The 25,960-nt window shown below is 59.7% G+C and carries 22 protein-coding genes, 1 tRNA gene and 1 other RNA gene; 6 read left to right on the plus strand and 18 right to left on the minus strand.

The features are described from left to right. The 6 genes from DW796_RS03970 to DW796_RS03995 all read right to left on the minus strand — a co-directional run bounded on the left by DW796_RS03970 (window position 1) and on the right by DW796_RS03995 (window position 7,312). Complete coding sequence (locus DW796_RS03970) at window positions 1–648, minus strand: hypothetical protein (RefSeq protein WP_118094323.1); 648 nt, start codon at window positions 646–648, stop codon at window positions 1–3. 88 nt (window positions 649–736) lie between these two features. Beyond that, window positions 737–1,495, minus strand: a complete 759-nt coding sequence (locus tag DW796_RS03975; RefSeq protein WP_118094324.1) for a SipW-dependent-type signal peptide-containing protein — start codon at window positions 1,493–1,495, stop codon at window positions 737–739. Between the two features lie 70 nt (window positions 1,496–1,565). Continuing rightward, a complete protein-coding gene (locus DW796_RS03980) occupies window positions 1,566–2,123 on the minus strand; it encodes a signal peptidase I (protein ID WP_338134617.1) in 558 nt (185 codons plus the stop codon). 803 nt (window positions 2,124–2,926) lie between these two features. Beyond that, window positions 2,927–3,478, minus strand: a complete 552-nt coding sequence (gene bilS, locus DW796_RS03985; protein ID WP_118094326.1) for a flavodoxin family protein BilS — start codon at window positions 3,476–3,478, stop codon at window positions 2,927–2,929. A 111-nt stretch (window positions 3,479–3,589) separates the two neighbouring features. Continuing rightward, the gene (locus tag DW796_RS03990; RefSeq protein WP_118094327.1) at window positions 3,590–5,449 is read right to left on the minus strand and encodes an ABC transporter ATP-binding protein; all 1,860 of its coding nucleotides are present in this window, start codon (window positions 5,447–5,449) and stop codon (window positions 3,590–3,592) included. Continuing rightward, the gene (locus DW796_RS03995; protein WP_233539658.1) at window positions 5,450–7,312 is read right to left on the minus strand and encodes an ABC transporter ATP-binding protein; all 1,863 of its coding nucleotides are present in this window, start codon (window positions 7,310–7,312) and stop codon (window positions 5,450–5,452) included. It lies immediately after the preceding gene. A 361-nt stretch (window positions 7,313–7,673) separates the two neighbouring features. On the opposite strand from DW796_RS03995, the gene DW796_RS04000 reads away from it, so the two are divergent. After that, complete coding sequence (locus tag DW796_RS04000; RefSeq protein WP_147351012.1) at window positions 7,674–8,519, plus strand: hypothetical protein; 846 nt, start codon at window positions 7,674–7,676, stop codon at window positions 8,517–8,519. Between the two features lie 349 nt (window positions 8,520–8,868). On the opposite strand, the gene ffs is transcribed toward DW796_RS04000, so the two are convergent. Further along, an RNA gene (gene ffs, locus DW796_RS04005) (signal recognition particle sRNA small type) lies at window positions 8,869–8,964 on the minus strand. 452 nt (window positions 8,965–9,416) lie between these two features. Continuing rightward, window positions 9,417–11,198, minus strand: coding sequence for a tRNA adenosine(34) deaminase TadA (tadA, locus tag DW796_RS04010; RefSeq protein WP_118094329.1), 1,782 nt, complete (start codon window positions 11,196–11,198; stop codon window positions 9,417–9,419). A 51-nt stretch (window positions 11,199–11,249) separates the two neighbouring features. Here tadA and DW796_RS04015 point away from each other — a divergent pair. Continuing rightward, window positions 11,250–11,339, plus strand: a tRNA-Ser gene (locus DW796_RS04015). Window positions 11,340–11,342: 3 nt separating this feature from the next. Here the strand turns inward: DW796_RS04015 and DW796_RS04020 are convergent. Beyond that, on the minus strand, window positions 11,343–11,927 hold the full coding sequence (locus DW796_RS04020) for a TetR/AcrR family transcriptional regulator (RefSeq protein WP_158551589.1): 585 nt from the start codon (window positions 11,925–11,927) through the stop codon (window positions 11,343–11,345). A gap of 211 nt (window positions 11,928–12,138) precedes the next feature. Between DW796_RS04020 and DW796_RS04025 the strand changes: the two genes are divergently transcribed. Further along, a complete protein-coding gene (locus DW796_RS04025) occupies window positions 12,139–12,690 on the plus strand; it encodes a LemA family protein (protein ID WP_082421874.1) in 552 nt (183 codons plus the stop codon). 479 nt (window positions 12,691–13,169) lie between these two features. On the opposite strand, the gene DW796_RS04030 is transcribed toward DW796_RS04025, so the two are convergent. After that, entirely contained in the window at window positions 13,170–14,222 is a 1,053-nt protein-coding gene (locus DW796_RS04030; protein ID WP_035138743.1) for a branched-chain amino acid aminotransferase, read from the minus strand. Window positions 14,223–14,510: 288 nt separating this feature from the next. Further along, window positions 14,511–15,158, minus strand: coding sequence for a DedA family protein (locus tag DW796_RS04035; RefSeq protein WP_117776809.1), 648 nt, complete (start codon window positions 15,156–15,158; stop codon window positions 14,511–14,513). Window positions 15,159–15,382: 224 nt separating this feature from the next. On the opposite strand from DW796_RS04035, the gene cysE reads away from it, so the two are divergent. Then, window positions 15,383–16,087, plus strand: coding sequence for a serine O-acetyltransferase (gene cysE / locus DW796_RS04040; RefSeq protein WP_118094330.1), 705 nt, complete (start codon window positions 15,383–15,385; stop codon window positions 16,085–16,087). Between the two features lie 108 nt (window positions 16,088–16,195). On the opposite strand, the gene DW796_RS04045 is transcribed toward cysE, so the two are convergent. From DW796_RS04045 to DW796_RS04060, 4 genes are all read right to left on the minus strand, one after another. Further along, entirely contained in the window at window positions 16,196–18,211 is a 2,016-nt protein-coding gene (locus tag DW796_RS04045; RefSeq protein ID WP_118094331.1) for an ABC transporter ATP-binding protein, read from the minus strand. Window position 18,212: 1 nt separating this feature from the next. After that, on the minus strand, window positions 18,213–19,937 hold the full coding sequence (locus tag DW796_RS04050; protein ID WP_118094332.1) for an ABC transporter ATP-binding protein: 1,725 nt from the start codon (window positions 19,935–19,937) through the stop codon (window positions 18,213–18,215). After that, on the minus strand, window positions 19,937–20,437 hold the full coding sequence (locus DW796_RS04055) for a MarR family winged helix-turn-helix transcriptional regulator (RefSeq protein ID WP_118094333.1): 501 nt from the start codon (window positions 20,435–20,437) through the stop codon (window positions 19,937–19,939). The genes DW796_RS04050 and DW796_RS04055 overlap by 1 nt, the downstream gene beginning before the upstream one ends. 182 nt (window positions 20,438–20,619) lie before the next feature. After that, window positions 20,620–20,910: a hypothetical protein gene (locus tag DW796_RS04060; protein WP_055251737.1), complete on the minus strand. Its 291-nt coding sequence runs from the start codon at window positions 20,908–20,910 to the stop codon at window positions 20,620–20,622. A 294-nt stretch (window positions 20,911–21,204) separates the two neighbouring features. Here DW796_RS04060 and DW796_RS04065 point away from each other — a divergent pair, with 294 nt between their 5' ends. Then, entirely contained in the window at window positions 21,205–21,726 is a 522-nt protein-coding gene (locus tag DW796_RS04065; RefSeq protein ID WP_118094334.1) for a nitroreductase, read from the plus strand. 63 nt (window positions 21,727–21,789) lie between these two features. Here DW796_RS04065 and DW796_RS04070 read toward each other — a convergent pair whose 3' ends face one another. The 3 genes from DW796_RS04070 to DW796_RS04080 all read right to left on the minus strand — a co-directional run bounded on the left by DW796_RS04070 (window position 21,790) and on the right by DW796_RS04080 (window position 24,967). Next, window positions 21,790–22,365, minus strand: a complete 576-nt coding sequence (locus tag DW796_RS04070; RefSeq protein ID WP_147351013.1) for a hypothetical protein — start codon at window positions 22,363–22,365, stop codon at window positions 21,790–21,792. Window positions 22,366–22,449: 84 nt separating this feature from the next. Continuing rightward, window positions 22,450–23,667: a helix-turn-helix domain-containing protein gene (locus tag DW796_RS04075; protein ID WP_118094336.1), complete on the minus strand. Its 1,218-nt coding sequence runs from the start codon at window positions 23,665–23,667 to the stop codon at window positions 22,450–22,452. Window positions 23,668–23,932: 265 nt separating this feature from the next. Then, window positions 23,933–24,967: a YeiH family protein gene (locus tag DW796_RS04080; RefSeq protein ID WP_118094337.1), complete on the minus strand. Its 1,035-nt coding sequence runs from the start codon at window positions 24,965–24,967 to the stop codon at window positions 23,933–23,935. 193 nt (window positions 24,968–25,160) lie between these two features. Between DW796_RS04080 and DW796_RS04085 the strand changes: the two genes are divergently transcribed. Beyond that, complete coding sequence (locus DW796_RS04085; RefSeq protein ID WP_233539660.1) at window positions 25,161–25,862, plus strand: GntR family transcriptional regulator; 702 nt, start codon at window positions 25,161–25,163, stop codon at window positions 25,860–25,862. Window positions 25,863–25,960: the final 98 nt, after the last annotated feature.

The raw sequence follows: 25,960 nt of genomic DNA on the forward strand, positions 1-25,960 counted from the left end.
CTAGTTCGCCTCCGGCCAACCCACAACGTCAAGTACGTCGAGGGCGGTATCGCTTGCCTGCTGGTTTTTGGCCTGCACGGCCTGAACATCGATATCGAGCCTGAATGAGCCGCCGCGCGCGGCATCGTGGTAGTCGTCCACAAAGCGCAGCGAGTCCATGAGGCTTTCCGTCATGGCGCCGGGGTCGAGCGTGCCGCCACGCCCGGCCAATCCGCGGTAGTAGTACCACCCATCGCCGCCATCGATCCACGGGGACCCCTCGCCCGCGTTCACGTTAAAGGCAACGTTGCCCGAGGCGTCCGCGCTCGAACCGTCGGGCGCCACCGACGTCATGCGCAGACGCGCGCGAACGTACTCAGGCTCCGCGCCAACGTTCTCCACGCGCACTATGCGGCTGATGTCAGAGCCCCCAGCCTTGGTGTCGGGATAGTCCCCGTGCTCGTTGGGCTCAAACGGAATCTCCTCGCCCTGCTCGTTGAGGGTGTATTCGCAGACTCGTACCTTCACGCTGCCAAACGATAGAACGTTGTTCGCCGGAACCATATCAACGGTAAAAGCCAGCGTGCCGCACAGGCACGCCAGGGCCAACAGCGCCATCGCGGCAAGCGCCAAGGTGCGTTTCTGATTGTCGGAAAGATTATTGAGCATTACGTTCGCCAGTCGTCAATCAAAGGGGGACCGAGATCCCAGCCCGAAAATGGGGATGGGGAGCGAGCCGGGATCTCGGTGGGGGGGATTAAGCCTGAGTCTTAGCCCATTCCTTGGCCTGCTTAAGGGCATTCTGCGCGTCAGCATTTTCACCCTGCTCGGTGCCATTCTGGCCCGCGCCAAAGATGTAGGCAGAGACCGTCATCGTGGGAGCCTGTTTCGGGTCAGTAGTAGTCTCGACAACATCGGTGTTGTTCATGGCAGAGGGAATCGTCACGGCAGTGAAAAGCTCATCGGTATAAACGTCCTGCGCTGCTTTGTTGGCTTCGAGCTTTGCAGGCAGGTTCTCTGCGGCAGGGTTCTTGGAGTACATAAACAGACCGCTCACGTACTGGTTGCCAGAGTTGTCAGATTGGTTGGTCTTGACTTGACCCTCAACGGGCTTCCAATTCGTATTTTTGAGCGTAAAGTACGGGGTCTTTTCAAGGCTGGTGCCAGGCTTGACGATGGCATTCTTTACGTAAATGAATACGTATGCATCATCAGAGCCAGCCTTGATGCCGACATTGGGGTTCTTGGCCACAGTGGCGCCAGGAACCATCTTGGAGTTGGCAACCCACTGGGTCTCGAACAGGTAGGCCTTTTCAGTGTTCGGATTATCGGGGTCCGGTTTCTCGGGATCGGTCGGATCAGGCTTGTTTTCCGGGTGGCCAAAGCTACCCACCGTGAACACGTTGTCAATGTGCTCCTGCGCCGTCAGCCATGCATACGTTCCCACGCCGGCGGCCAGCACCAACAGCAACAGGGCGGCAATGATGCCGTAGCGCTTTTTCTTCTTGTTTTCCATCGTTCTCTTCCTTTCGAGAATCGTTTTCCCCGGCAACGGCCCCTACCGCCGCCGACGCTTTTCCCTGCCGCTATGAACGCCGCTCCCTCGCATGCACGCGGGTATGCTTGCCCGCAGGCTCGTCGGGAACCATCCGATCGAGCACTATCGACGCCGCGATCAGCAGCGCCAGAACGGCCACCACAACAAGCAAACCGGGCATCGTCGTGCAATATGCGTTGACGAAGCCCAGGTAAGGGACACAAAAGGAAACAGTGCCGATAACACTCGAAAAAGGCGTCTGCTCGGCATCGTGCATGATGCTTCCGTCTGCATTTTTGTTCGCAATTCCCTGCGTGCCGATCATCTGCGCGGCAGGGTCGATCTCGTACACCTGGTGCGTCACCACGGCGCCGTCCGATCGGTAAAAGGTTGCATTGTCGCCCACGGCAATATCCGTTGGCTCAACCTGGCGGACAAACACCATGGAGCCAACGGGAAGCTCGGGTTCCATAGAGCCCGAAAGCACAGCAAAGGGCGTGTATCCAAATGCGCGAGGCACAAAAGAAACAACGGCAAGGGCTATGACAAGCGCGAACGCCAAGCTACTCAAAAGTGCAATAAATCGTTTGAGTCTACGCGCCGTCAAAGTGATAATTCATCCCCCTTGAGGACCTATTCGACCCATCCAAAGGTCAGCAAGTTTCAACAGGAACCGCAAGGCGCTTGAAAAGTGAGTCCGAAATAAGCCAATTTGGAATCTTTTCGTAATAAAAACATAGCGATGTGCTACACATTTTTCAATGTTTTATCGCTAAATGCTACTTATTTTGGCGTAAGTGGTCATTTATCCCCAAATTAGTCTGTTTTATCCAATACTTATAACTAACCCCCTACGCAACTTCCCCATAGAAGGTTCGATTTTTTGCGGAACTAAAATAATGGTACCCCCCCCCACATTAAAACAAATTGCTGGAAGTGTCATTTATTTCCGACCCCCCTTTGCCGGAGTTTTATGACAGCCCCATGTAGTTCGCAGCCCATAATCCTCTGAGAACCGTGTCCCAGAATTCGCTTGCGAAATGGGATGCGGTTTCCGCTTGTGGCCCCGTTGGGAAACCACATCCCACTCCGATCGCAAATTCCGGATCGCACTTTCCGCCAAGACCCTCAACCGGAAACGGCATCCCATTTCTCGGCCGAAAACTGGGATGCGGTTTCCACAGAGCCCCTCAACGGGAAACCGCATCCCATTCCAAAGGCAAATTCCGGGACGCAGCTTCCGCAACCCCACCCATCCGGAAATCCCATCCCACTCCGCACACATCCGGGCATAGAACAATCAGCTTATTAGGCCTTCCATCAATAAAGGGGCGCCCTCGTGTCACGAAAAAAGCCTCGAGAATCTCGAGGCTTTCACGTTTGTATTATCTCGAGCGCGAGGCGACACGCCTACTCGCCCAGCACGGCCTTTTTGGCGGCTGCAGCCATGTTATCCAGATCTTCCTTGGTGGGATGGTCCTTCGCGGCAACCCAGTTGTCGAGCAGCATCTTAAATCGGGCGTTTTCGGGATCTTGCTCGAGCATGGCCTCGTAGCGCTGCTTAACCGCGGGACCCATCTTGCCCTGGCACATCGCCCAGCCCGCAAGCTCGGCATCCTCGGCCAGATTGGAAGTTACGCGGTCGACAATCTGCTGGTAATAGCTCTGGTCGGCCCCAAAGCCGCAGGTGCCAAACAGGAACACGCGCTTGCCGTGCAAGGCGGAGAGCAACGCCGCCACCGAGGGCGTGCAGGCACCCTTGTCGCACCAAAAACCGACAAGCACCGTATCGGCAGCGCAGGCACCCTCTGCCTCGTGCGCGACCTGCTCCGGATCTGCATCATCGCTCAGCGCGGCGGCATGGATAAACTCGACGCCTGCAGCCTGCAGGGCGCGCTTGATCGCCCCCGAAACCATCCTGGTATTACCGCTCTTGCTGTTAACCACCATAGAGCATGTCATAGTCACGTTGCCTCGTTTCCCCCGAAACTCGAGCCATTAATGCAATTTGTTAAAAGCATATCTTAGTACTAACGACGCAGATGTAAACCATCTGCCGCTAATCGGCAGCCCCTACTGGGCAAACTGGCTGCGGTAGAGCTCGGCGTAGAAGCCGCCTGCCGCTAGCAACTCGTCGTGCGTGCCGCGCTCGATAATCTGGCCGTCGCGCATAACCAGAATGCAGTCGGCATTGCGGATCGTCGACAGGCGGTGCGCCACCACAAAGCTCGTGCGGCCAGCCATGAGCTCGTCGAATGCCGCCTGCACCTGCAGCTCGGTGCGCGTGTCAATACTCGAAGTCGCCTCGTCCAGCAGCAAAATCGCCGGGTCGGTGAGCATGACGCGTGCGATGCACAGCAGCTGCTTTTGGCCCTGGCTAAACGTGCCGCCGTCCTCGCCGATGACCGTATCGTAGCCGCCTGGCAGCTGCACGATAAACTTGTGCGCGTGCGCGCGCTTGGCGGCTTCGATAACCTGCTCGCGCGTGGCGTCGGGACAGCCGTAGGCGATGTTTTCGGCCACGGTGCCCTCGAACAGCCAAGTATCTTGCAGCACCATGCCAAAGGCACGGCGCAGACTTGCGCGCGTGTAGTCACGCGAGGAACGGCCATCCACCGCAATGCGTCCGGCATCGATATCGTAAAAACGCAGCAGCAAGTTGATGAGCGTAGTCTTGCCGCAGCCCGTGGGGCCAACGAGGGCAAAGCGCATGCCGGCCTTGGCCTCGATGCAGATATCCTGCAGCAGCTTGCGATCGGGCACATAGCTAAAGTCCACGTGCTCAAAGGTCACCTCACCCTGCGGGGCGGCAAGTTCAACGGCATCCGCCGCATCAGGCTCCTGCTCGCGGGCATCGAGCAGCGCAAACATGCGGCGCGCCGAGGCGTACGCGGTCTGAATCTGCGTAATAACGTTGGTAACCTCGTTGAACGGCTTGGTGTACTGGTTGGCGTAGGACAGGAAGATCTGCACGCCGCCCACCGTGAGCGCCGCAGGCACGCCCGTGATCACGCCCACGCAGCCGATCACAGCAACCACGGCATAGATGATGTTGTTGATAAAGCGCGTACCGGGATTGGAAAGCGAGCCCATAAACTGCGCGCGCTCACCTGCCGTATAGAGCTCGGCGTTAAGGGCATCGAAGCGCTGCTGAGCGTGCGGGCCGTAGGCGAAGGCGTCCACGAGCTTTTGTTCACCAACATACTCCTCGATATGACCGCCAAGTTGGCCCTGGATGCGCTGCTGTGCCGTAAAGCTCTTGTTGGAAAGCTTGGCGATGGCGCCGGCTGCAAAAATGGAAAGCGGCGTGACGAGCACCACCACGAGCGTCATGGCCAGGTTAATGGAGAGCATAAACGCGAGCGTGCCCACGATGGTGATAACGCCGGTGAAGAGCTGCGTGAAGCCCTGCAGCAGACCGTCGCCCACCTGGTCGACGTCATTGACCACGCGGCTCATAAGGTCGCCGTGGGCATGGCTGTCGATAAAGCTGAGCGGCATACGGCTGAGCTTGTCGCTCGCCTCCACGCGCATGTCACGCACCGTCTCGTAGGACAGGCGGTTGACGCAGTAGCCCTGCAGCCACTGGCAGGCCGCGGCACCTACGACGACAATCGCGAGTTTGGTGACAAGCGGCAGCAGTGCATCGAAATTCACCTGGCCCGCGGCAACGATCAGGTCGATGCCCTCGCCAATGAGAATAGGCGTATAGAGCTGTAAGATCACCGAGACGGCGGCGCTCACAAACGACGCCGTAAACGAAATACGGTGCGGACGGACGTAACCCATCAGGCGGCGGGTCACCGCACCCACGGGATAGCGCTCGGGATCACCGGGTTGGCGCGGACCGTCGCCCAGGTCGTTAAGGTTATCGTTGCCGGACACGTTAGCGGTCATCGTGGCGACCGAACCGGAGGAAGTATACGGATTCATCTAGCAGCCCTCCTTTGTGCAGACGGATGCGGGGGCAGTCGAGGCGGGCGCGGCGCCTGGGGCGGGGGCGGGCGACGCGCTCCCCTGCTGACCCTCGAGCTCCTCACGGCGAAGCTGCGACTGACAGATTTCGCGGTAGAGCTGGCAGGTCGTGTACAGCTCATCGTGCGTGCCCAGGCCCGCAACCGAGCCGTGGTCGAGTACGCAGATCATATCGGCGTCGCGCACGGTCGAGACGCGCTGGCTCACAATCACCGTCGTGAGCGGCAGCCCGCCCTCGGCGGCACCGCGCATGCTGCGCTCGCGAATGGCACGGCGAAGCGCCGCATCAGTCTTAAAGTCGAGCGCCGAGGCGGAATCGTCCATGATCAATATCTGAGGCGAACCCACCAGGGCGCGCGCGATAGTCAGGCGCTGGCGCTGACCGCCGCTGAAGTTCTTGCCGCCCGCCTCGACCGGGGCGTCGAGCCCCTGGGGCTTGTTGTGCACGAACTCGCTCGCCTGCGCTATGTCGAGCGCCGCCCAGAGCTCCTCGTCGGTCGCCGCCTCGTCACGCCAGGTCAGGTTGCTGCGGATGGTGCCGCTCACCAGCGACGCGCGCTGCGGGACGGTCGCGACCACGTGGCGCAGCTGATCGAGCGGCCAGGTGCGCACGTCGGCGCCCATTACGCTCACGCTGCCGGTGCCCGCATCGTACAGGCGCGGGATAAGCGAAACGAGCGTGGACTTGCCACTGCCCGTGCCGCCGATAATGCCGAGCGTCTTGCCCAGCGGGAGTTCCAGACTCACATCGTTGACGGCGTTGGCAGCGCCGGCGCCAAAAGAGAAGCTCGCATGGCTCAAGCTCAGCGCGGAGGTCGGAGCGACATTGCCCGGCTCGGGCAGCGCGACCGGCTGGTTGCCCTCGTCGGTGATGCTCGGCACGCAATTGAGCACCTCGTTGATACGTGACGCACTGGCGCTCGCCTTGGTAAAGACCACGACCAGGTTGGCGACGTACACGATGGAGGTCAGGGTCTGCGTCATGTAGTTGACGAACGCCATGACCTGGCCCTGCGTGAGCTCGCCCACGTTGACCTGGATGCCGCCCACCCACAGGATGGCACACACGCCCAGGTTCATCACCAAAAACGTGACGGGATTAAGGATCGACGAGAGCTTACCCACCGCGATGGCGACATGCGCCTGATCGTCGGCCGCATGGGCAAAGCGCTCGCGCTCGTGATCTTCGCGCACAAACGCACGGACCACGCGGGCGCCCGAAAGACCCTCGCGGCAAATGAGCGCGATGCGATCGAGCTTTGCCTGCAGCTGCTTGTAGTACGGGATGCAACGCGCCATGACAAACCAAAACACCAGGCCGATGGCGGGCGTGCAAATCAAAAAGATGATGCCGAGCTTAAGGTCGATGGCAAGGGCCGCGCACATGGAGCCCACCGCCAAGAAGGGCCAGCGGATAAGCATGCGCACGCCAAGTGCCACGGCAAGCTGCACCTGATTGACGTCGTTGGTGATGCGCGTGATGAGCGACGGCGTGCCAAAGCGATCGAGCTCAACATAGCTCAGCTTGTTGATGTGCTTGTAGAGTGCGCCGCGAATGTCGGTACCCATGCCCTGCGAGGTGAGCGCCGCCATCTTTTGGCAGACGAGCGTAAACGAGATGCCGATCACAGCCATGGCGGCGAGCACCATGCCGTAGTGGACGACGGCACTCACGTCGTGCGCACCGATACCTTTATCGATCATCTGGGCAATCACCAGCGGCGTAAGCAGGTCAAAGATCACTTCGATCAGCTTGCACGCAGGGCCAATCACCATATACCGGCGAAACTTACCACCAAAACGCCTGAGCAACTCAATCATGTATAGGCGCTCCCTATCATCATCCACACTCAATTCGAATCATGATAGTACGGTGAGCCCAAAAGAAGCGTAAACAACTCGTCATTTCTAATGGGGTTCGGTTTCCAAAGAAGGGTTTCCAAAGAAGCGGAGAGGTCGCGCGCGCCCGGTCAGCGGCGCGCCAATCGCTTGGTATACTTACAGTAGTGCTACCAGCCGAGCCGCCGACCCTTGAAATGAGGTGCCGAGATGAACGACATTCTCGCAAGAAGAGCAAGACGAGCAACTGTGGGCATCGCCCTTTCCGCGGCGCTTGTCGCGGGAATCGCCCCCCGTAACGGCGATCGCGGCAGAAACCAGTTCCCCCACCGGTGCAGTTGCCTTGCAGACGGAAGATGCGGCCGCCGCAAAAGAAAAAGCGTATGCAACCATGCAGGAAGCGCTCAAAACCCTCGAGGCCGCAAAAGACGCCGCAAGTCCTGAGAAACTTGCGGTAATCGATGATGACATTGCCGCTTTTCAAGAGATCTACGACATGGTGGTGACGGAAGCCGCCAAATGGAGGAAACCCCTTCCCGCCATGCAAGCGAACGTCGATGCAGCCCAAGCCAAATACGATGAGGCCCACAACCGGACAAGCGGCCTTCAGGCAGAATTAAATAAGGCAATCGACGACGGAGCTTCTAACGAAACTATTAAGCAGTTGCGAAGTGAGATCATGTCGGCAGAAAGGCGAGAAAAATCTTGTGAAGATGATCTTCACCACTGCCAACGCCGGCTCGAAAGCCAGGAAAGACAGGTTCAGCGTTTCGAAAGTGAGGCGGAGAAAGCCAAAGCCCACATCGATGAGGACGTAGCCAAGCGAGATGCGCTCCTCGACGATTTGGAAAAGGCGCAAGCGGCCTATGACGACGCCTGCAAGGCATACGAAGAGGCGAAAGCCGCGGCAGACAAGGTCACCTCGCCCGAGATAACGCAACCGACCGAGACGACGCCTCCCTCCAACTCGGCGCAACCCGCCGAACCGGCACCGCCCGCCAGCTCGCCCGCGACCGGCAAAGGCGCCACGCCGAGCTCCACCAAGCAAGCGAACGCGAGCAGCGGCAAGCCCGGCAAGCTCGCAAACACGGGCGACACTGCACCGAGCGCAATCGCACTCGCAGCAGTCGCCGCCGCAGGCCTCGGAATAAACGCCACGGCTACACGCCGCATCAAGAACTCAAAATAGCTGCCAGCGGTTATTGTCTTCGCCAATCCACAAGCCCAGAGACAAAAAGAGGCCCGTTTCCCCAACCCAGAGAAACGGACCTCTTTACTTGTAAAAACAAATGGTAATGCCACTGTCTCTTGAAGCACATCGCCACCGCGCTCCAAACAACGCCAGCGAGCAGCATTCCTTAAGGGATAGATTTAATTAGGCTAACGCGCCTTTACGGGTGATTTTTGGACGAAGTGGTCCCGGTGCCGGTGGGCTGTTTGGTAGTCGAGCGATCCCGCAGGCAAAGCCGAGGACCAGCGAGGCACCAAACAGCCCGCCGACACCGGGACCGCATCGCGGCACCAAAAAAGCGCCCGTGCGCTCGATGGATTCGGATGCCCGACAGAGGCTCCTTATGGCTGCTTCCTTCCGGACCTGACCAGATTCGGAACATGTCGTCATCCGAACCCATCGAACGCGCTAGGCGCTCGATATATATTACCTGCTCCCGCCCGATGGGGCAAGACAGCTAATTTGGGACGAGGCTTTTTTGACTACTTTTTGACTGGGGACATCAGGGTGACGAAAGTAGCCAAGAAAGCCCCGTCCCAAAAAGACTGATCTGGTGCTGCGCCACGAAAAGGGCCTATCTACTACGTTTTGGTCGCAGGGGTCGACCATAGCCGACTTTTTCGGAAATCGGCAAGCTCTCTACCTGCGGTTTCATTTTTGCAAATTCCGAGATAGTCGAGGGTGGTCGGTTAAACGTAGTAGATAGCCGTGTTTCGTGGCAAACGGTCCGACTCGAAACCCATGTCGACCAGCCTCGGATGACCATTCACGAAGTTGCGGTGGAATACGTACTGAATTGGCACCTTAAAGGCAAAAACACTCCGTATTTCACCGCAACTTATAGAGAGATAGGTTTTAGAGGCGGGCGAGGTCGTAGGATCGAGCGGCAGACTCGCCGGCGCAGATAAGGTTGGTTATGGCTTCTTGGGGATCGAGCGCCAGCTCAAGGCCCATGGGCTTGCGGCAGATCGTCAAAACCAGGTCGACGCCCTGCTCATACACCGCATCCAGGTTGTCAGCGCGACCGCCCACGACGGCAACAACCGGCTTGCCATAGCGCTTGGCACGGCGGGCCACACCCACCGGCGCCTTGCCGGCGGCGGATTGCTCGTCCATATTGCCCTCGCCCGTTATGACCAGGTCGACATCGCGCACGCGCTCGTCAAACCCAATCAGATCAAGCACCGTCTCCACGCCCGAATGTAGCTCTGCACCGAGCGTTAGCAGCGCGGCGCCCAGACCGCCAGCGGCACCGGCGCCGGGCACACCGAGCACCGAGCCAAACGTCCGCGCGCCCTCGGGCACGCGCAGTAACCACTGAGCCCGTGCCTCGGCAATCGCCGTATCGAGCAGGCGACCGTAACCGACCATCCAGCCGTCGTACCCGCCCAGTGCTTCGACATCGTCTGTCGGCAGGCCCTTTTGCCCGCCAAACACCGCAAGTGCCCCGCGACGCCCCACGAGCGGGTTCTCGACATCGGAAAGCACCACGACACGCGCGCCGTTCAGCGCCCGAAGCGCTGGCGCCAAATCGATACTCACCACGTGTTCGAGACCCGCAAGACCGGGGGCGATATTGCAGCCACACTCATCGACAAGGCGCGCGCCCAGCGCCCGCAGCATACCGGCGCCACCATCGTTGGTGGCGCTGCCGCCCAAGCCAATATAGATAGTCTTTGCCCCGGCACGAACTGCACGGAGCATCAGCTCGCCCACGCCATAGGTTGTAGCAGCCAGCGCCGACAACTCCGTGCAAGGCGAATACCCAATGCCAGCCGCCTCGGCCATCTCGATGACCGCGGACTCGCGCTCGACATCAACCAGCATCCGGGCAGACGCGCGCTTGTCCAAGGGGCCTGCCACCTCGCAGGTCACAATCTCACCGCCGCACGCGGCAACGGCATCGAGCGTTCCCTCGCCACCATCTGCCAGCGGCAATGTGCGAACCTCGGCATCGGGCCACACACGGCGCACGCCTTCGGCAACGGCCGCCTCCGCCTGTGCACTCGAAACGCTGCCCTTAAAGGAGTCGATCGCCAGCAGCACACGGCGGGGCCGGCGCTGCACGGGGCCAAAATCGACCGCCTCAACGGCAATATCTTCGGCACACGCGAGCGCCTCGGCATGAGCGGCATGCGCCTCAAGATCGGCCCCACAACTGCAGCCAGCACCATCGGTACCACGCAGCCCACCAAAATAGCCGCTCAACACCTCACGACACTCATCCGCCAGTACGCCGGCATGTACGTTAAACCGATGATTCAGGCGCGAATCGACATTGAGGTCGTATAGCGAGCCCAGCGCACCCGCCTTGGCATCGGTCGCGCCATAGACGCAACGCCCCACGCGCGCGTTAACCATAAGCCCCGCGCACATACAGCAGGGCTCGAGCGTCACGTAGACCGTGCAATCGGAAAGGCGCCAGCGACCGAGCGACCGAGCGGCAGCGCACAGGGCCGCAAACTCTGCATGCGCCGAAGGGTCCTGGTCGAGCTCGCGGCGATTATGCGCCCGCGCGACAATCTCACCCGCGCGCACCACCACAGCGCCAATGGGCACTTCGCCCACTGCCGCGGCGGCGCGCGCCTCGGCCAACGCCTCGCGCATGAACTTCTCGTCGATTTCGGTGCTCGTCATCGTTCGCCTTCCCTGTTGCAAATTCAAAACGATGCTATCATTACGACTCACGGAGAGATGGCAGAGCGGTTGAATGCGGCGGTCTTGAAAACCGTTGAGCGCGAGAGCGTTCCGGGGGTTCGAATCCCCCTCTCTCCGCCACTTCTAGTGATGCACCGGTGTCATGGTCCGCTCAAACAGCGCATCGACCACGTCGGCCATCTCGGGTCGACGCTCAAGATCGTGGCCCGATTCCCACCATATCGTGAAAAGTCGAATAATACCGCCGGCGACAAACTCAGACGTCGTCTCGAGTGACACGGGGGCCAGGGCATCCTCGGCAAGCACGTTCATCACACGCTCGCGGATGGAGCGGGCAATACGGTCGCAAATAACGTTGGTCAACATGCCCGACATGCTGCTTGCCAAAATGTTATCCATGAGCTGCTCGTGCGCCAGAATCAAATCCATGGCATCGTCCAAAATCGCGTGCCGAAGCGCGCGCACGTCCTCGGCAGACACTGCGCCGGCCTCATCGGGCTGTTTTTGCGGCAAGCCCGACATGAGCTCATCGATATAAAAGGCAAAGTAATCGTTCTTGTCGCGAAAGTGCTTGTAGAACGTCGTGCGGCGAATCATGGCGCGGTCGCACAGCATTGCAACCGTCAGGTCCTCAAAACGATGCTCCTCGAGAAGCTCGGTAAAGGCATCGAACAGGGCACGGTAGGTTTTCTTGATGCGAAGGTCCACTGGTATCGCCATCCTCAGGGCAAAGACAACACTCGTCAATCTGTCGCATATCTTACACCTGTACCTCGCGCGCTTTGCCCCAGTGCCAACCCCACCGAAAACATAACGCTTACCGGAAAGTTCGGCACGGCAAAACGTTGCGGGTATACTAGTAGCGTTATACCAACGGCAGCTGGCGCATGCCGCCGCGGCCATTCGAAACGGAGACATCATGATTACCGTCATCATCGGCATCGTTGTTGTCATTGTGATTGTCTGCGCCATCGCCGGCATCTACAACAACATGGTCACCAAGCGTAACCGCATCGATAACGCCTGGCAGAACATCGATACGCAGCTGCAGCGCCGCAACGACCTGATCCCCAACCTGGTCGAGACCGTCAAGGGCTACGCCAAGCACGAGCAAGAGACGCTCTCCGCCGTGATCAGTGCGCGTAACACCGCCGTCAAGGCCACCACGCCCGAGGCCAAGATGGAAGCCGACAACGTGCTGACCGGTGCGCTGCGCCAGCTCTTCGCCGTGGCCGAGGCCTACCCCGATCTGAAGGCAAACACCAACTTTACGCAGCTGCAGGCATCGCTCGAGGATACCGAGAACAAGATTAGCTATGCACGCCAGAGCTACAACGACTGCGTGCTCAGCTACAACAACGCCATCCAGACGTTCCCGGCTGTCATCTTTGCCGGCATCTTCCAGTTTAAGGAGCGCCAGGGCTTCGAGGCCGCCGAGGCAGCCCGCCAGGCCCCGACCGTCAAGTTCTAGTAGTTTGGCAGCGCATCCTTAATCGGCCAAATGTATAAACCGCCCCATCGAACGCATACTTCGACGGGGCGGTTTCCTTTTTCGCGAAGGTCCCCCTCTAAGCGCCGTGCATTTTTGGGAGTATTCAACATAACCAAGAGCATCGGGTGCCACGACATAGGCCAAAGACCGCGAATATCCCTGCAAATCACCCGCTGTCAGCCCATAACCCCGCCCATCATTCGTAGAAAACATCGAGAAATCCCGATTTTTTGCCCGAGGTCGGTATGCAGGGGCCTTCGATTGCAGAATACTCGCAAAAATGCACGTCGCCATCACCCCCACATGGCGCGAACCAAAACAAAAGCGCGGCCTTCCTTTCCGGCGCACTCCGCAGGACGAAAGAACCTCCGCCGCACGAAGTGCGCAGCGGAGGTTCTTTCATGTCCGAGGACGCGCCGGAAAGGAAGGCCGCCCTCGGGCCGGACAGCTAAGACAGCTTACGCGACGGTGTAAACCCAGTTGTGCTTATCCTCGACAGCACCGGACTGGATACCAGTCAGGGTCTCGCGGAGCTTCTTCATCACGGGGCCGATCTCGGTGTAGCCAGCCGGGAAGGTCACGGTCTCGTCGGCACCGTAAACCTTGTTGTCGATCTCGCCGACCGGGGAGATGACGGCAGCGGTGCCGCACAGGCCGCACTCGACAAAGGTACCGGCCTTGACCTCGGCCCACTCGACGGGACGCTGGTCAACGGTCATGCCCAGGTCCTGAGCAACCTGAACGAGCGAGCGACGGGTGATGGAGGGCAGGATGGAGTCAGTGTGCGACTGCGGAACGACAAGCGTGCCGTCCTCCTTCACGAACAGGACGTTAGCGCCACCGGTCTCCTCGACATAAGTGCGGGACTCGGAGTCGAGATACAGGTTCTCGGCATAGCCCTCGCGATGGGCCTCCATCGTGGGCTTGAGGGACATGGCGTAGTTCAGGCCGGCCTTGATGTTGCCGGTACCGTGCGGTGCTGCACGGTCATACTCGGAAACGCGCAGCTTGACGGGCTTAAGGCCACCCTTAAAGTACGGACCGACCGGGGTCACGAGAATGCGGAACGTGTACTCAGGAGCGGGAGCCACGCCGATCACGTCACCGGAGCCGATCATAAACGGACGCACGTACAGGGTCGCGCCGGAACCGAAGGGCGGAACCCAGGCGGCGTTGGCAGAAACGACCTGCTTGACGGCCTCAACGAACTTGTCCTTGGGGAACGGGGGCATCTCGAGGCGCTGCGCAGAGTTGTACATACGCTCGGCGTTCATGTCGGGACGGAAGCAAACGATGCTGCCGTCCTCGGCGGTGTAGGCCTTCAGGCCCTCAAAGACCTCCTGGCAGTAATGGAAGATGCCACCGCACTCGGAGACATGCAGGGTGTGGTCGGTGGTCAGGCCACCCTCGTCCCACTCGCCGTCCTTCCAATGGGCCTCGTAGCTGTAATCGGTCTTCATGTAGCCAAAGCCGAGGCTACCCCAATCGATATCCTTCTTCTCGACAGTCATATGTCGCTCCTTACATACACAGTTGCATACTCGCGAACCCGCACGCAAGGACCGGGGCCGACCGCGTCGCAACGTCGCACGCCCGGAGCGTAGAGCCGGACGGGACACGCGGACAGCATCAAAGCCGATGGCACGTCGATTCGCATGCACGAGATTGTACTCCCCACATGCGTTGGATAAAACGTTTTTCTTTAACTAACTAAAGTATTTTCATTTGACCGAAGCAAAAAGGCCCGCCACCGTAAGCGGTGACGGGCCTCAACTGCACGGTTTGCGCGCTGGCTCGAGCTAAGCGTTCTTTTTGCCCAGCTTAGCCTTAACCAGACCGACCACGGTCGGGATAATCGACACGGCAACGATGCCAACGATTAGCAGCTCAAAGTGCTCCTGCACAAAGGGAATGCCGCCAAAGAAGTAGCCCAGCAGCGTAAAGACCGTCGACCAGGTAATGCCGCCCAGCACGTTAAAGATGACAAAGTTGCGCCAGTGCATGCCGCCCATGCCAGCGATGAAGGGCACAAAGGTGCGGATAAACGGAAAGAAGCGGCCCAGGAAGATGGCCAGGTGGCCCCACTTGTCCAAGAAGTCCTCGGACTTTTTAATGCGCTCGGGCGTCATGGCCTTGACCTTGCCCGAGGCAATGATCTTTTTGCCAAAGAAATGGCCGATCATAAAGTTGCACTGATCACCCAAAATGGCAGCCGCCCATGCGACGGCCAGCAGGGCCACGATATTAAAGCCGCCGTTGTGGGCAAAGAAGCCCGAGGCAAACAGCAGTGAATCGCCGGGAAGGAACGGGAAGAATACCACGCCCGTCTCGATAAAGATGATCAGGAACACGCAGCCGTAAGCCATAAGCGGGCCGGCGGCGATCCAACTGGCGATCGCAGTGCGCGGGTCTTTGAGCAGCTCGGCGATAAAATTAATGAAACCCATGAAGTAAAACCTCTCAGTTGTGGGCGCGGACACGTCCAAGTTGACCAGTATACGGTTGCGGCGCCCCCTCGTACGCAACCCCACAAAAGCATGACTCCATTACCAGCAAGTTTGCATAACTGACACCTGTCACGCAAAGCCGTGAAAGATTGCTCTTCCTAATCCCTAGCGAATCGCTATACTTTATTGAATTGCATTGTCGCGGCGCTAAGGGAGGGCGGCCGGTGAGCTTTATCAATACCATTCGCGAGGACATCAAGACCGTCCAGGCACAGGACCCCGCCGCGCAAAACGGCCTAGTCATCTTCCTTTCTTACCCCGGCCTGCACGCCAAGTGGAACCACGTGCCCGAGCACTGGCTGTGGGAACATGGACATCGCTCGCTCGCCCGCGCGCTCTCGCAAATCACCCGCCATATCACTGGCGTCGAGATTCATCCTGCCGCACAGATCGGCAAGCATTTCTTTATCGACCACGCCATGGGCGTTGTCATCGGCGAAACCGCCATTGTGGGCGACAACTGCGTGCTCTATCAGGGCGTCACACTTGGCGGCACCGGCAACGAGACCGGCAAGCGCCACCCCACCCTGGGCAACAACGTCACCGTGGGCACAGGCGCCAAGGTGCTCGGCAACATTCGCATTGGCAACAACGTCAAAATCGGCGGCAACTCGGTTGTCGTCAAAGACGTGCCCGACAACTGCACCGTCGTGGGCGTGCCCGGCCGCATTATCAAACGCAACGGCTGCCGCGTGTTCGAGGAGACCTTCGACGCCAAGCAGCATCGCGAGTACATGCCCGACGACGCAGCCGAGCAAAGCGCCCTCAACCGCCAAGGCATCACCGAGAACGCACGCCGGGTCAAAGAGCTCGAGCAAGAGGTGGCCGAGCTTAAGGCCCTCGTCGCCAAACTCGTGGACGAACGCTAAAAGCGGACGGCCGCCGACAACATCGACGCCAACGCAAAGGCGCGCCAGGGAATCCATCCCCGGCGCGCCTTATTCCTGATGTGACAAAGGGACTATTCCTTTGTCACATTATGCGAACTGGCTCAGGTAGAGGTCGGCATAGGCGCCCTCGGCAGCCAGCAGCTCCTCGTGCGTTCCCTGCTCGATGATATTGCCGTGGTCCATGACCAAGATCAGGTCGGCGTCCACGATCGTCGACAGGCGATGCGCGATCACAAAGCTCGTGCGCCCGCGCATGAGCGCGTCCATGGCGCGGCCGATAGCAAGCTCGGTGCGCGTGTCCACACTTGAGGTCGCCTCGTCCAGGATGAGAATCGCCGGGTTGTTGAGCAGCACGCGTGCGATGGTTAGCAGCTGACGCTGGCCCTGGCTGATGCTTTCGGCATCGTTGGCCACCCGCGTGTCGTAGCCCTGCGGCATGGTACGCACAAAGAAGTCGACCTGCGCGGCGCGCGCAGCCGCCACGATCTCGTCGCGCGTTGCCTCGGGGCAGCCGTAGGCGATGTTCTCGGCAATCGTGCCGTCGAACAGCCAGGCGTCCTGTAGCACCATGCCAAACTGCTGTCGCAGCTCGCCGCGATCCATGCGGCTCGTATCCACGCCGTCGAGCGTAATACGCCCGCCGTCAATCTCGTAGAAGCGCATGAGCAGGTTGATGAGCGTCGTCTTGCCTGCGCCCGTGGTTCCCACCACGGCAATCTTCTGGCCCGGCTCGGCGGTAAACGACACGTCGCGCATGAGCGGCTTGTCGGGCACATAGCCAAAGCGCACGTGCTCAAAAGCGACGCGGCCCTCAATGCGACCCGGCAGCTTGGCGGCCTCGTCCGGCAGCGGATCGGCCTCCATCTCGGGCTCATCAAGCAGGTCGAACACGCGCTCCGCACTCGCCAGCGCGCTCTGCAGCGAGTTGAAGGTAAACGAGAGTTGCGTCATGGGTTCGGACGCCTCGTAGATAAACTGGAAGAACGCCTGGAACACGCCGACGGTCATGTGACCGGCGACCAGCATGCTGCAGCCCACGAGCGCAATCACAATCTGCGCCAGGCGACCGATAAAGCGAACCGCGGGTCCGACGGCGTTGATCATAAAGTCGGCCTTGGTGCTCACGCGCGCCAGCTCGCCCGAGGCCTCGTGCACCTCGGCAGAGCTCTGGTGCTCGCGGTTGAATGCGCGAATCACCAAACGGCCCGAATAGCCTTCCTCGACCGCGCTCGTGATTTTGGACACCCACTCCTGACGCTCGCCCGTCACATCATGCGTACGGCGCGAAACCACCTTGGTCACCAGCAGCGACAACGCCGTAAAGAACAAAAAGACTAGCGTAAGCGGCACGCTAAACACGAACATCACGCCCACGGCGCCCACCACGGTGCCGATCGACACAAGCAGCTGCAGCAATCCGCGCTGCATGCTCTCGGACATCTTGTCCAAGTCGTTGGTCGCACGGCTGACGACCTCACCGGGGCGATGCGCGTCAAAGTAGGCGAGCGGCAGGCGGCTGAGCTTTTGCGCAATGCGGTTGCGCAGGCGCAGGTTGAGTCGCTCGGCCACACTCGACATCAAAAAGCTCTGCAGCGCGTAGAAGGAGGCGGCAGCGGTCCAGATCATAAAGTAGATAAAGATGGTCTTGCCGCAGTGCTCCCAAGTAATGCTGAAGGTGGTGCCGTTGGCAAACGCCACCTGCATATGCCCCCACAGCTCGTCGATAACATGGGCGCTATATGCCGGCGCGGCGGTGTTAAAGATGACGTAGAACACGATGCTCGCAAACACGATGTAGAAGCGCCAATGGTCGCCGGCGGCCTCGCCCCACAAGCGGCGCACCGTCGCCCAGGTATCGCGGGGTTTCTCGTCCTCATCCTCGTCGTCCACATCGCGCATGCGCTCTGCTTCCGCGCGGGCACGCTCGTCCTCGGCACGCTCGTTTTCCTCGTACAGCGCTTGGCGGCGAGCCTCACGCTCGGCCGCGGCCTTGGCAACGTCATCCAGCTCGGTCGGCGCGGCAGCCTGCTCGACCGCTTCCTCGGCAGCGTCCGCAGCGGCGGCATCGATAGCGTCGCTGCGCTTCTTGAGCTCCCCGGTCATGCTACTCACCTCCCTTCATCTGCGATTCCGCGATGGCGCGGTACACCTCGCAGGTTTCCATAAGTTCCTCGTGCGTGCCCAGGCCCACGACCTCGCCGTCCTTGAGTACAACGATCTGGTCGGCGTGCAGAATCGTCGAGATGCGCTGCGCGATGATGAGCACCGCGGCGTCGCGCGTCTCGTCCTGCAGCGCATGGCGCAGGGCCGCATCGGTCTTAAAGTCCAGGGCCGAAAAACTGTCGTCGAAGATATACAGGTCGGCGCGCTTCATGAGCGCGCGAGCAATGGCCAGGCGCTGGCGCTGACCACCCGAGAAGTTCGTACCGCCCTGGGCAACCGGGGTATCGAGCCCCTGCGGTTGATCGAGCACAAAGGTGCTCTGGGCAACCTGCAGCGCATGAAGCATGTCCGCCTCGGTCGCGTCCTCGTTGCCAAAGCGCAGATTGCTTGCCACGGTGCCCGAGAACAGCCACGCCTTCTGCGGCACATAGGCAATGCGCCCGCGAATCTCGTCTTGCGAAAGGTCGCGCAGGTCAACACCGTCCAGGCGAATGGCGCCCTTCGTGGCATCGTGAAAACGCAGCAAGAGCTTTGCCACCGTCGACTTACCCGAACCGGTCGAGCCCACGATCGCGGTGGTCTGCCCGCGACGACAGGCAAAGCTCAGGTCGCACAGGGTGTCCTCGTCGGCATCGTCAAAGCGAAACGACATGTGATCGAACACGGCGACCGCATCGGCCCCGTCCTTTGAGTCGGACGCGGCCGCATCGAGCGTACGCTGGCCATCGACGATGCTCGGCTTAATCTCCAGCACCTGCTGTGCGCGGTTCAGACATGCGGCGGCACGCGGAAGCGTCAGCACCACCATCTGAGCCATCATCACAAAGAACAGGATCAGAAGCGCGTACTCCAGCACCGCCGAGATGCTCGCGATCTGCATGGCGTGGGCGCCCACGCGGTTGCCGCCCACCCACAGTACCGCCACCTCGGCAATGTTCATCAAAAAGAAGGTGGAGCTGTCGAGGCCCACAAACAGATGGTTGACTTTGATGGCGTTGGCGGCGTAGTCGCTAAACACCTCGTCCAGGCGCTGTTCCTCACGACGCTCCTTGTTAAACGCACGGATGACGCGCACGCCCACGATGTTTTCGCGCAGCACCACGTTCATGCGGTCGATAAAGCTCTGCAAGCGCATAAAAATCGGAGCCGCGTTGGCAACCGTAAAGACTGCCGCAACCAGCACGATCGCAACCACCACGCCCAGAAGCATGCCCATGGCCGGATCGATGAGCCAGGCGAAGATGATGCCCGCCACTGCCAGGAACGGCACCGGCAGCACCAGCTGAATGGTCTGCAGAATCGCCTGCTGAATCACGTTGATGTCGTTGAGCGAGCGCGTGATCATCGAACCCGTGCCAAAGCGCTCAAAGTCACTGGCAGACAGCTCGAGCGACTTGTCGTAGACGGCATTGCGGATATCGCAGGCCACGTTGGCGGCCAGGCGCGCCGAAAGATAGCAGCCCAACACCGCGCCGCCGCTGGCCATGCCGGTCGCGATAAGCATGTAGAGACCGTTGCGCAAAATGTAGTCGACATCGCCCGTGGTGATACCGGTGTTGACCATGTTCGCCAACATCGTGGGTACCAGCAGTGTGCCGACGTTGTCGATTAGCAGCACCAACAACGTCACCGCGACAAGCCTGCGATACGGCTTCATAAACCTCATTAAGAGTCGCACGACTCCCCCTCACCTTGATTCTCGGCCTGGCTCTCGGCAGCGATATGCTGTTTAAAGGCATCGCACTCATCGCCGAGCGCATGGGAAAATTTTCCGATTAGGCGCATGATTTCACGTTGCTCACACGGCTCAAGCGCGCCAAAGGCTCGCTGCTCGGCCTTGAGTGCCGGCAGTGCATAACGCTCGGCAAACCGCATGCCCGCTTCGGTCAAACGCACAACCTTGTTCTTACGGCTGCCTTCGGCAAACTCCAACGTTGCAAAGTCCCGCGCCGTCAAGGTTTTAATGGCCGAGTTGATGGTCTGCTTGCTGTAGAACCATTCGCTCGTCAGGCGGCTTACGGCAATACTGCCGCCCGCCGTGCTGGTATCGACGAGCATCCAGTAAGCGCAGTCCGAAAGACCGCAGGCGCGCGAGAACTCCGAATAGATATGGTCGAGTCCATTGAGCAACCGGTCGAAGCCGACCAGCGTAACCGCACTATTCATCTATCCCACCATTCGATTGTCCAATTTTTGACCAATTTTGTATCTCTAGATTAGTCCGAGTTTTGACTATCGTCAACAGGCTCTCCGCAAATGCTTGCACTTTTATGGCCTATCGGCAGAAAAAGACCGCCGGCGCGGGGGGCAGCGCCAGCGGTCACGTGAAAATCGGGTTTTATTGCCCGTTAAGCGGCGACGGCCTCATAGACCGTAGCGCCCGAGAAGCTGTCATGCAGGCTCTTGCCGGCAATCCACGGCAGCTCGACAACCTCGCAGACCGTGTTGACCAGCTCGGAGCAGTCAGTAAAGTGGCCCTTGTCGTTGAGGGCCTCGCAATCCTGAACACGCCAATAGCCATCGGTGTGCGTGATGTAGTACTCGTGATCGTCAATCGTCACAAAAGCGCGCGTCTTGGAACGCAGCAGCTTCAGAAATCCTTCGAAGTCGGTCTCGACGACATCTCCAGCCTGGAACATGATGTTACCTCCTGGCCCGGCGCCACCACGGCGCATTGATAAACGTTGGTACTCCTTTAGTAAAACCTTTATCAGAGGTTATGCGTTCGTCATTTAGGCAAGTGGTAAAAAACCGCAGGGTAGACGGGATAAAACGTTTAACCATCCCATTTGTTTGTCACATTCTGAAGCTACTTTTATGCAAACCTACTTTCCCAATTGGAATCTATCCTTTTGGCCGGGCAATTGACCGTCTATCGTTTGAGCCCGACGGGTATGAACGGGGCATCTGCAACGCCACCGCAAGGAGACACCATGGAGACTATCGAAGCACTCATCCATCGCCGCAGCTGCCGCAAATACAGCGATCGTCCCGTCGAGGCCGAAAAGCTTGCACGTATTATCGAAGCCGGCCAATATGCACCGAGCGGCATGGGCCGCCAACCGGTGACGTTTGTCGCCGTCACCGACCCCGCGACCGTCGAGCGTCTCTCACAGCTCAACGCCCAGATCATGGGCAGCAACAGCGACCCCTTCTATGGCGCCAAGACCGTTGTGGTGGTGCTGGTCGACCGCAGCGTGCCCACACATCTGGAAGACGGCTCGCTCGCCATGGGCAACTTGCTCAACGCCGCCTATGCACTGGGTGTCGATTCGTGCTGGATTCACCGCGCGCATGAGGTCTTTGACTCGCCCGAGGGCCTGGAGCTGCTGGCCAGCTGGGGCCTGCCCGCCGACGGCAGCCTGCGCGGTGTCGGTCACTGCATTCTGGGCTATGCCGAGGACACGCTACCCGAGCCCAAACCCCGCCGCGACAACGTCGTCTACGTAAGGTAACCCAGGAGCGTCATAGGGGTAGCTAATTTGGGACGGGGCTATTTTAGCCACCCCACTCGCAACTTATCTTGCCGATGGAGTTGTCGTCGTTTCGTTCGTGTGGGTCGTTTCGGCGCCGTCGCCCTGTTCGCCGTCGTCCTTTTGAGCGTCGGCGATGGTGGAGGCTGCCGCAACGATACCGCGCTGGGGCGCGACGCTCGTCTGGGTCTGAGCGCCCTCAACAATTTCTGTGCCTGCATGCGCGAGCTCGGGCGATTTAAACACTGCGTCCAAGTTGGCGCCGCCGCCGGCGTAGCCAAGCGCAGCGAGTGCGATGACGATCACTGCAACGACGACCGCGATCGGAACATAACGATGCCAACCAGCCGGATTGAGTCCGCTGCGACGAGCCGCCCCGCGGCTGATGTAGCCGAGCGTGCCGTCGTGCTTGAGCTTTGAGCCCACCACGCGTTTGCGGTCCCACAGCGAGGACTCTGCCTGCATTGCCAAGCGGGCACCTGTCGAAGGATAGCCGTATTTAGTGCGCTTGAACGAACCATCAAACCCCGAGGCGTGTTTGCCCCACGTCACCGATGTCGTGCGTCGGTTGACCGGTGCGGCGCTCCGCCTTCTGCGGCTCGGTTTTGTAGTCTCAGCCATACGCCCCCGCACGCCGTAACCAAATCGAAACAATAACGCTTTGGACTGTAGCACACGCGTCGCGCGCGGTCACGGGCGCCTCGCTCAACGGTCATCGTCCTTCAGCAAGCGCCACAGCGTTGTTCGGCTTATGCCCAGCACCTCCGCCGCACGGGTTCGGTTGCCGTGGAGATGATCTACAACCAGATGCGCGATATCTCGCTCGGTATCGGCCAACGGTCGCAGGATATACAGGTCGCTTTCGAGTGTCGGGGCGCCAAAGGTTGCGGTCTTAATCACGTCCTCTTGGGCTAGCACTTCCTCCGCCACAGCGCGATCCACCGTGCCCGTCCCCACCAATATATACAGTCGTTCCGAGACCTCGCGGAGCTGCAGATAGTTGCGCGGCCAGCGGTAAGCATCGAGCGCCTTCGTCGCCGCGGCAGACAGCGTGGGCGCTGCCGTCCCAAATGCACCAGCGAGATATTCCAAATAGCGCGCAACCTTCGTCGACGCGGCTCCCTGCTCGACGATTGCCGGCGCCACGCTCACCGCACAGGCGAAGCGCTCGGTCACAAAGGCGGCTTGATCACTTTCGCTGCCGCCCGGCATGTCATTCGCCGTCAGCACCACATGGCAGCGCGTCGCCAACGCGGTGTCGGCCATCGTGGAAACGAGCTCGCGAAGGCGCTGGGGGCCAACCGCATTCCAGCCCGCAATGCAAAGTGTCAGCCCCGTTTGGAACAACGGCGATTCGGCGCTTTTGAGCACGTGGCGCCAACCGCGATCGGTAAGCTCATCGAGCGCAACGGCAACAAAGGGTTGATCGGCAAAAGGACCGTCCAGATAGAGGCGCTTGGCGATCTCGATCTGACCCGCTCCCAGCTCGCCCTCGAGCATAAGGGGCACACCGCGCGCGTAGCTCTCGGCGACCGGCGCAGCTACCGAGGCCGCCCCCTCAACGATGCCGTACGCGCTCGATTCGTAGCGGGCCTCAACTTCGTCGGCGTTGAGCCACTCGATGCCCGCATGTGCCGCGGCGCCGCGTACCTCGCGGACCACGACGACCCAAAGGCCCCCGCCTTCTTTGTCGGTGGGGCGAACGGTCAGGCTCAGGCGCGTACCCGCACGCCCCATAACCAGACGCGCGCCGTCTCCTATACGGTCGAGGCGCTCAGCGACAAAAGCCGCCACATCCCGCTCAAGCGCCGCGTCATTCATGGTCGAAATCGCGACGTCCCCACGCGCATCGATTGCCAATGCCGAGGCCCCGGCAGCAGCCAAGGCCTCGATCAAGATTTGCAGCTTGGCGTCACTGTTCATATTGCGCCCCGTCCTCAGCGCCACGCCGCCACCGACGGCCGCGCGGGCGAGTGTTTCAAAATTGAACGATATTGCTCACCAAACACTATAGGGCAGAAGCCGCCGTCCTGCGAGTATATGAGTTGCCCCGCATCGCCATCCTGGCGGGGCGATAAGAGCTCTTCGGGACCTATAAACCTGCGGACAAGCCATACCCGCAAGAGCTCCTATCGCTCCACCGCGAGGATGCGCTCGCCAGCACGCAGCACGCAAATAAGCTGCTTCTCTACCAGATTCCCAGCACGTGCTGCATTCCCAAACTCATGCACGCAATGCCAATCCAACAGCAAAAGCCCAATGCGATGGGCTTGCCGCCCTTTTTGACCAGCTCGACGATATCGGTATTAAAGCCAATAGCCGCCATGGCCATCACGATAAAGAACTTCGACATCTCCTTGATAGGCGCCGTAACGGATGCAGGAAGCTGAAGCACCGTGGTGATTACGCTCGCCAGCACAAAGAACAGCACGAACATGGGAAACGCGCGTTTAAGCGAGAACGTGCTTTTGGCGTCGCCGCCGGCCTTGCGCGCCAGATGCATCTGCCAGCATGCGAGCACCAACGTAATGGGAATAATGGCCAGCGTCCTGGTGAGCTTGACCACTGTGGCGCTTTCGAGCACATTGGCGCCGGGATGCATGCTGTCCCAGGCGCTCGCCGCAGCCGTTACCGACGAGGTGTCGTTGATGGCGGTGCCGGCAAACAGGCCAAAGCCCTCGTTGGTCAGCCCGAGCATGCCGCCGAGCGTCGGAAACACGAGCGCCGCGATAACGTTAAACAGGAAGATGACCGAAATAGCCTGGGCAATCTCGCGATCGTCGGCATCGATGACGGGCGCGGTCGCGGCGATGGCAGAACCGCCGCAAATCGACGAACCCACACCCACAAGCGTCGCGATCTTACTCGGCACGTTCATAACGCGGCAGAGCACAAAGGCAATGACAAGCGAAGTCGAGATTGTCGCCACGATAATCGGCAGCGACTGGGCGCCCTTGGACAGAATCTGCGAGAGGTTCATGCCAAAGCCAAGCAGGATTACCGCGTACTGCAAGACTTTTTTAGACGTATAGGTGACGCCGGCGGCGAGCTGTTCGCGACGATTCTTGGGAAAGACGAGCGCCAGGACCATGCCAAAGAGGATGGCAAATACCGGACCGCCGACCACTTCAATTTGTTTGCCGAGCAACGTCGCGGGAATGGCGATAATCAGGCAGAACAAGACGCCTTTCCAGCGCTCGCGTACGAAATTTGCCAGTTGCATATGGGATTCCTTCTTTCTATTTCACGTTTGCGACGGCTTATGATACGGCAACATTGAGCGCAGCCTTGCGCAAACACAGACTAAGATGCCGCAATAGTTCTTGGGCAACAGCCGAATTACCCACCGCGGAGAGCTGATTCGCGGCATAATTAACAACTGACATATGAGTCTGATAGAACAGTTGCGAGGCGCTATGGAAGAATCGATGCACGTCGGCGAGCAGGAAACGAGCCTACAGGACCAGTCCTACCACACCATTCGACGCAAAATCGTCTACCTGGACTACAAGCCGGGCGAAAAGCTGGGTGTCAAGCAACTTTGCGACGACCTGGATATGGGGCGCACCCCTGTGCGCGAGGCACTGGTGCGTCTGGCGCAAGAGGGCCTGGTGCGCACCGTGCCCCAGAGCGGTACCTACGTCTCGCCCATCAACCTCACCCTTGCCGAGAGTGCCTGTTACATCCGCGAGCATCTCGAAAAGCAGGTGATCGTGGAGTGCTGTGCGCGCGCCACGTCGGCCGGCATCGAGCAGCTCGACCGCGCCATCGCGCTGCAGGAAAAGGCCATGGCCGAAGAGGATCGCATCGGCTTCTTTTTGAGCGACAACCTCATGCATCACATGATTTTTAGCATTGCATGTCGCAGCACCGTTTGGTCGTGGCTCGAAGAGACCAATGCCGACCTGGAGCGCTTCCGCTGGCTGCGCGCCGCCACGCAGGTTCTCGACAATCGGGACATCGTGAACGAGCACAAGCAGATTCGCCGCGCTATCGCCGGTCGCGACCCCATCGAAGCGAGCTTTTTGGTCAGCAAGCACCTGCACATGATGTTCCGCAACCAAACCGAAGTTCTGGACCAATTCCCCGAGTACTTCGAGACCAGCAAGCTTCGCTAACCTGCCAAAAAGGGACAGGTTTATTTTGGCAGGTTTTATCTGGGCAAATGCAACAAGGCCCGGCTCCGTCACTTGATGCGGAGCCGGGCCTTAGTTGT

The sequence above is a fragment of the Collinsella sp. AM31-2AC genome (genome assembly GCF_003469285.1).
Lineage (GTDB): Bacteria > Actinomycetota > Coriobacteriia > Coriobacteriales > Coriobacteriaceae > Collinsella > Collinsella aerofaciens_AT.

Excerpts from the sequence above, each read along its gene's own strand:
- DW796_RS04060 (WP_055251737.1), bottom strand. The coding sequence starts at position 20,910 with ATGTTCCAGGCTGGAGATGTCGTCGAGACCGACTTCGAAGGATTTCTG.
- DW796_RS03975 (WP_118094324.1), bottom strand. The coding sequence starts at position 1,495 with ATGGAAAACAAGAAGAAAAAGCGCTACGGCATCATTGCCGCCCTGTTG.
- DW796_RS04030 (WP_035138743.1), bottom strand. The coding sequence starts at position 14,222 with ATGACTGTCGAGAAGAAGGATATCGATTGGGGTAGCCTCGGCTTTGGC.
- tadA (WP_118094329.1), bottom strand. The coding sequence starts at position 11,198 with ATGACGAGCACCGAAATCGACGAGAAGTTCATGCGCGAGGCGTTGGCC.
- bilS (WP_118094326.1), bottom strand. The coding sequence starts at position 3,478 with ATGACATGCTCTATGGTGGTTAACAGCAAGAGCGGTAATACCAGGATG.
- DW796_RS04070 (WP_147351013.1), bottom strand. The coding sequence starts at position 22,365 with ATGGCTGAGACTACAAAACCGAGCCGCAGAAGGCGGAGCGCCGCACCG.
- DW796_RS04075 (WP_118094336.1), bottom strand. The coding sequence starts at position 23,667 with ATGAACAGTGACGCCAAGCTGCAAATCTTGATCGAGGCCTTGGCTGCT.
- DW796_RS04065 (WP_118094334.1), top strand. The coding sequence starts at position 21,205 with ATGGAGACTATCGAAGCACTCATCCATCGCCGCAGCTGCCGCAAATAC.
- DW796_RS03970 (WP_118094323.1), bottom strand. The coding sequence starts at position 648 with ATGCTCAATAATCTTTCCGACAATCAGAAACGCACCTTGGCGCTTGCC.
- DW796_RS04050 (WP_118094332.1), bottom strand. The coding sequence starts at position 19,937 with ATGAGGTTTATGAAGCCGTATCGCAGGCTTGTCGCGGTGACGTTGTTG.
- DW796_RS04055 (WP_118094333.1), bottom strand. The coding sequence starts at position 20,437 with ATGAATAGTGCGGTTACGCTGGTCGGCTTCGACCGGTTGCTCAATGGA.
- DW796_RS03990 (WP_118094327.1), bottom strand. The coding sequence starts at position 5,449 with ATGAATCCGTATACTTCCTCCGGTTCGGTCGCCACGATGACCGCTAAC.
- DW796_RS04025 (WP_082421874.1), top strand. The coding sequence starts at position 12,139 with ATGATTACCGTCATCATCGGCATCGTTGTTGTCATTGTGATTGTCTGC.
- DW796_RS04045 (WP_118094331.1), bottom strand. The coding sequence starts at position 18,211 with ATGACCGGGGAGCTCAAGAAGCGCAGCGACGCTATCGATGCCGCCGCT.
- DW796_RS04035 (WP_117776809.1), bottom strand. The coding sequence starts at position 15,158 with ATGGGTTTCATTAATTTTATCGCCGAGCTGCTCAAAGACCCGCGCACT.
- DW796_RS03995 (WP_233539658.1), bottom strand. The coding sequence starts at position 7,312 with ATGATTGAGTTGCTCAGGCGTTTTGGTGGTAAGTTTCGCCGGTATATG.
- DW796_RS04080 (WP_118094337.1), bottom strand. The coding sequence starts at position 24,967 with ATGCAACTGGCAAATTTCGTACGCGAGCGCTGGAAAGGCGTCTTGTTC.
- DW796_RS04085 (WP_233539660.1), top strand. The coding sequence starts at position 25,161 with ATGGAAGAATCGATGCACGTCGGCGAGCAGGAAACGAGCCTACAGGAC.